A 5,516-nucleotide genomic window follows, 5' to 3' on the forward strand; every position below is an offset into this window, starting at 1 on the left:
GAACGGGCGATACGCCGAGCTCTACCGGACGCAGTTCGAGAAACCGGCACGGACCGACGGGACCGAGGCCGGCACGACCGAGGCCGGCGTGACGGAGACCGCTGTGGCGGAGGAGGCGGTGGCATAGGCACCGCGCACGACGCTGCCAGGCCAGAGGTATTTCGAAAGACCCGTTGCAACGGAAATCGTTCATGTCCAGCTCCGGGGTCCGGGCGCAGAGCCATGGCGGGACGAGTTTGCCGGTCATGGGGCCGGAGGAGTTGCCGAAGACGCGGCCGGCGGTGACGGTGAGGCCGGGCAGGGCCTCGTCGATGGCGGGGACCATGTCGCAGGTGAAGGGCAGGACACCATCGGTGCAGCGGCGTGCGTAAGCTTGGAATCAGCCGTTCGCTCGACGGAGGACTCGTGACCGGTTCGCACGCGGGGGAGATCGAGGTGGGCGACGGCCGGGCGACGGTCTCTGGGGAGATTTCCACGGCGCAGGCGCCTTCGGTGGTGGCACGGCGACCTCTTTTCGAACTGCTCTCGGACGCCGGCAGCGGTGGCGTGACCCTGGTCTCGGCGCCCGCGGGCAGCGGCAAGACAGTTCTGCTTCGGTCGTGGATCGAGGGAGCCGGGCTCGATGACCGCACTGCGTGGGTATCGATCGAGCGCGGCGAGCGGGATGCGAAGCGCTTCTGGCTCGCGTTGATCGAGGAACTGCGCGCCGCCGTCGGTGCGGACGCGTTCGTGGAGAAGCTCGCGCCATCCCCCGATTTCGACGGGGAGTCGGTCGTCGGGCGCCTGCTGTCCGAGCTCGGCTCGCTGGACGAGCCGGTCCTGCTCGTGATCGACGATCTGCACGAGCTTGGTTCTCCGGAGGCGCTCGCGCAGCTCGAAGTGCTGCTCGCGCGGCTGCCCCCGCTGCTCCGGGTCGTACTGGCGACCCGGCACGATCCGCAGCTAGGCCTGCATCGCCTGCGCCTCGCCGGTCGGCTCACCGAAATCCGGGCGTCCGACCTGAGTTTCACGCTTGAGGAAACGCGGACGCTGCTCGCCGCGTCCGGAGTCGCCCTCGGGGATGAGAACATCTCGCTCCTTCATGGGCGTACCGAGGGATGGGCCGCGGGACTGCGGCTGGCAGCGATCTCGCTGGCGGGGCATCCCGAGCCCGGGCGGTTGGTGGCCGAGTTCTCCGGCAGCGAGCGCACCGTCGCCGACTACCTGCTCGCCGAGGTGCTCGCGCGGCAGCCGGAGAACGTCCGGCGGTTGCTCCTCCGTACCTCGGTGGCCGAGCGGATGAACGGAGCGCTCGCCGACGTACTCGTCGGCGACTCCGGTTCGGAGCGGACGCTTCAGGCGCTCGAGGAAACGGGCGCGTTCGTCGTCTCGTTGGACGCGAGCCGGTCCTGGTTCCGGTACCACCACCTCTTCGCCGACCTCTTGCGTCTGGAGCTGCGGCGAAGCGACCCGCAGGCTGTCGAGGGGCTGCACCGGGCCGCGGCCGAGTGGTACAGCGAGCACGGGTACGTGGTCGACGCTGTCCGGCACGCCCAGGCCGCTCGGGACTGGCGGTTCGCCACCCGCCTGCTTGCCGACCACTCCTTCAGCCTCTCCCTCAACGGCCAGGGGGCGACCATCGGCGTCCTGCTCGCCGCGTTCCCCGCCGACGCGCTCTCGGACCCGGAGCTCGCCGCCGTCTTCGCGTCCTGCAAACTCGCCAGTGGCTCGCTCGACGACGCGGCGGCGTACATCGCCCTCGCCGAGCGCAACGCTTCGGCGGTGCGCGGCGAGCCGCGCCGTCGCCTCGACGTCACACTCGCGGTCGCGCGGCTGTTGCTCGCCCGCCGCCGGGGAGACTTCGGCTCCGTGCTCGACGAGGTGAAGTCGCTGCTCGGCCCCGCCGACGCGCAGACACTGACCGACGTCGAGCTTGGCAACGACGTCAGGGCCCTGGCGCTCATGAACCTGGGCATCGTCGAGCTGTGGTCGTTTCGTTTCGAGGAGGCAGCACACCACCTGGAGAAGGGCCTGGAGCTGGCGCGGCGGATCGGTCGCCCGTACGTGGAGATTGGCTGCCTCGGCCACCTGGCACTGCTCGCCGGCCTGCGCTCGTTCGCCCTCTCTCGGGAACGGTGCGATGAGGCGATCGCCATCGCAGAGGCCCAGGGCTGGGCCTCAGAGCCGATCACCTGGGTCGCACTGGCGTTGAGATGTGGCGACGACGTCTGGCGAGGCTCCTTCGAGGAGGCGGAGCACTGGCTCGCCCGGGCCGAGCGAGCGCTGCGCCCGGACATCGAGCCCGCGACGGGGCTGGTGCTGCACCTCGCCCGGGGGATGGTGCACGTCGGCCGACATCAGCTCGAGCGGGCACTCGTGGAGTTCCGTGCCGCCGAGGAGCTCCAGACGCTGCTGGTCGCGCCGCATGCGTTGAGCGTCCATGTGCACCTGTTCCTGGTGCACACCCTTGTGCGGCTGGATGACGTGGAGGGGGCCCGAGCCACGCTGGCCAGGATGGACGAGGAGCATCGCGACTGCGGGGAGGCGCACGCGGCACGCGCCTCCGTGCATCTCGCCGACGGCGATCCGCAGGCGGCCATCGACGCCCTTACGGCGGTTCTGAACGGTTCAGCCTCCGTTGTTCACATCTCCTCGGTCATCCAGGCGCTCCTCCTCGACGCGGTCGCACGCGAACAGCTCGGCCAGACGCAGACCGCCGAATCCGACATCGAGCGCGCGCTGGAACTCGCCGAGCCGGACGGGCTCATCTTTCCCTTCGTGATGACGCCGCCCCACGACCTGCTCGAACGCCACCAGCCACACCGCACCGCCCACGCGTCCCTTCTGCAGGACATCCTCGACGTTCTCGCGGGCTCGTCCCTGCCCGCCCGAGCCGACGAACCTCAGCAGCTGCGCGAGAACCTCAGCGAGGGCCAGCTGCGCGTGCTTCGCTTCCTGCCCAGCAATCTCTCCGCACCCGAGATCGGCAACGAGCTCTACCTCTCGGTCAACACCGTAAAGACGCACATGCGTCACATCTACGCCAAGCTCGGAGTGCACCGCCGCACCGAGGCGGTCGAGCGTGCCCGCGAGCTGGGTCTGTTGAGGCCGTCCTCTCGCCACCGCTAGGGGTGCCGTTCGGTGATCCAGACGCCACCTCCTAGGACGATCGCTCACCCAATCGATCTCCACCACCCGCTCCGCGAACGCGGTCGCGCGTACCGTCTGCCGCGCGCAGCCGGTGAAGCCGGGCCGCAGATCGTGGCGAGCCGACGACACGTTGCACAACCCGGATCGACGTCAGGGCGATGACGGCCACGACCTGCCCGGGCCCAGCGATCACACGAACCGTGTGACGAGAGCTCACCCGGCCGGCCGCCAAGCTACGCAGCGTCAACCGATACCGCCCACGGGAGGCCGGCGCCCCGGGTGACGGCCCCCATTCCGAAGTGAGACGCATATGACGACCCACCCGCCCACCGAACTGTCGATCGAGAACTCGGCTCTGGTGCTCATTGATCACCAGCCCTGGGTCGCCTTCATGTGTGAGACCAACGCCACTCTCCTGGTCGAAAACCTCACCCTGATTTCGCGCACGGCCAAGGCTCTCGGGGTGCCGACGGTTCTGACCTCGGTCGGCGCCAAGGGCGGCGTCCTCGTAGACCCGCTCTTCACCCAGATCACCGACGTCTTTCCCGAGATCACCCCGATCGACCGCACAAGCACGGCCGCGTGGGCCGATCCCGCTCTGCGGGCCGCGGTCGAGGCCACCGGCCGCAAGAAGCTGGTCATGGCCGGTCTCGCGACCGACGTGTGTCTCACCCAGGCGGTTCTCGGCGCCCTCAAGGACGGGTACGAGGTCTACTTCATGACCGACTGTTCGGCCGGCACCACCAAGGAGGGCCACGAGGACGCGAAGCTTCGCCTGGTCCAGGCCGGTGCGAAGCCGGTGAACGCGACGGTCGTCGCCTTCGAATGGGCGCCCGACTACACGTCGCCGGAAAGGGCCGCCATCCAGCCGATCCTGGTCGAGCACGGAGGGGCGTCCGTCCTCGCGATCCAGTACCTGATGGCTCAGGTCTCCGCGGGGATCGTTGAGACGCCCAAGTACGACGAAAAGTTGGACGTGGCCGAGTAAAGGGATCCAACGACACAGCTGGAGCCTCCCGCACAGGTGTGCGGGAGGCTCCGCGTCATGCTGTCGCCGATCACCTCCACGCAGCAGGTTCGGCCTCAGAGGCTCATGTCGGCGCGTTTCGGGAGCCGGAAAAGGGAATGCCGGGCCCGGTGGTGCGTCGGGCCCGGCATCGGAGGAGCTGTGGCTCAGGCAGCGGGGGCGCGCAGGGGGGCCAGGGCGTCGCTCCAGGCGACGACCTGGTCGAGCAGGGTGCCGACGGCCTGCACGTTGTATTCGCCGGGCTTGAGGACGCTGAAGTTCTCGAACTCGGTCATGAGCGACAGTGCCACCTGCTGGCGTACGTCGGCCATCTGCAGTTCGCCGGCGACCAGGCGCAGGTGCTCGACGGCGCGGGCGCCGCCGACCCCGCCGTACGAGACAAAGCCGGCCGCCTTGTTGTTCCACTCCGTGTAGAGGTAGTCGATGGCGTTCTTCAGTACGCCGGACGTGCTGTGGTTGTACTCGGGAGTGACGAAGACGAAGCCGTCGAAGGACGCTATCTTCTCCGCCCACTTCTTGGTGTGCTCGTTCTGGTACTGGCCCATCGTCGGGGGCAGCGGCTCGTCCAGGTGCGGCAGCGGGTAGTCACGCAGGTCGACGAGCTCGAACTCGGCGTCGGTACGGCTGACGGCGATGTCGTGGACCCACTTGGCAACCTGCTCGCCGTTGCGGTTGGGGCGGGTGCTGCCGAGGATGATGCCGATCCTGGTCATGTGGTTCCTTACCTGTGTTCCTGGTTGTGAGTACGTCCTGAACGGCTGTTCAGGACGTGTGGGGGAGGTGTGGGGCGGGGATGACGCCGAGGCGTCCCGCCCGGTAGTCCTCGAAGCCGTGCTGTGCCGTCGTCAGGCGGTGGACCGTGCCGGCCGGGTCCAGCCCGGGCAGGCGAGGCAGGACCAGCACGTCGTCCACGGTGATCGCAGGCATGGGTTTCCCTGTTCTCCCGGCTGCTGTCAGAAGGCCTGCGAGCCGAAGCGGCCCCAGGCCACGAAGACGGTCAGAGCGAGCAGGACCACGTTCACGACGACCGACTGCGTTTCCCCGCGCCGGCTGTGGAGGATCGCGGCGCCGAACATGGTCAGTGCCAGGCCGGAAGCGGCCAGCGGCACCAGATCCGGCGCGATGTCCACCGCCGCGGGGAGGATCAGCCCGATCGCGGCGAGAACCTCCAGGGAGCCGATCGTCCTGATTGCTCCCGGCGAGAAGTCCGTGGCCCAGGCCATGTTCGGGGACGCGGTCAGCTTCTCCTTCGACTGGGCGAGCTTGGCAGCGCCGGCGCCGAGGAACACCAGGGCGAGCAGGGTGGCGACAACCCACAGGGCGACGTTCACAGATACCTTGTGAGGTCTCACCATTGTTG

General features: G+C 68.7%; 5 protein-coding genes. 2 read left to right on the plus strand and 3 right to left on the minus strand.

Annotated features, from left to right (window positions below; genetic code table 11):
* Nucleotides 1-405: 405 nt before the first annotated feature.
* Both AOK17_RS28280 and AOK17_RS28285 read left to right on the plus strand, forming a co-directional pair.
* On the plus strand, nt 406-3,108 hold the full coding sequence (locus tag AOK17_RS28280; protein ID WP_055615390.1) for a winged helix-turn-helix domain-containing protein: 2,703 nt from the start codon (nt 406-408) through the stop codon (nt 3,106-3,108).
* Between the two features lie 331 nt (nt 3,109-3,439).
* On the plus strand, nt 3,440-4,117 hold the full coding sequence (locus AOK17_RS28285) for an isochorismatase family protein (RefSeq protein WP_055615391.1): 678 nt from the start codon (nt 3,440-3,442) through the stop codon (nt 4,115-4,117).
* A gap of 185 nt (nt 4,118-4,302) precedes the next feature.
* On the opposite strand, the gene AOK17_RS28290 is transcribed toward AOK17_RS28285, so the two are convergent.
* The 3 genes from AOK17_RS28290 to AOK17_RS28295 all read right to left on the minus strand — a co-directional run.
* Nucleotides 4,303-4,869, minus strand: coding sequence for an NADPH-dependent FMN reductase (locus AOK17_RS28290; RefSeq protein ID WP_055615392.1), 567 nt, complete (start codon nt 4,867-4,869; stop codon nt 4,303-4,305).
* Between the two features lie 49 nt (nt 4,870-4,918).
* The gene (locus AOK17_RS51715; protein ID WP_206190850.1) at nt 4,919-5,083 is read right to left on the minus strand and encodes a hypothetical protein; all 165 of its coding nucleotides are present in this window, start codon (nt 5,081-5,083) and stop codon (nt 4,919-4,921) included.
* Between the two features lie 26 nt (nt 5,084-5,109).
* On the minus strand, nt 5,110-5,516 hold a 407-nt coding region (locus AOK17_RS28295), incomplete at its 5' end, for a DoxX family protein (RefSeq protein ID WP_342671524.1).

Source organism: Streptomyces phaeochromogenes (genome assembly GCF_001418655.1).
In the GTDB taxonomy this organism is placed as follows: domain Bacteria; phylum Actinomycetota; class Actinomycetes; order Streptomycetales; family Streptomycetaceae; genus Streptomyces; species Streptomyces phaeochromogenes.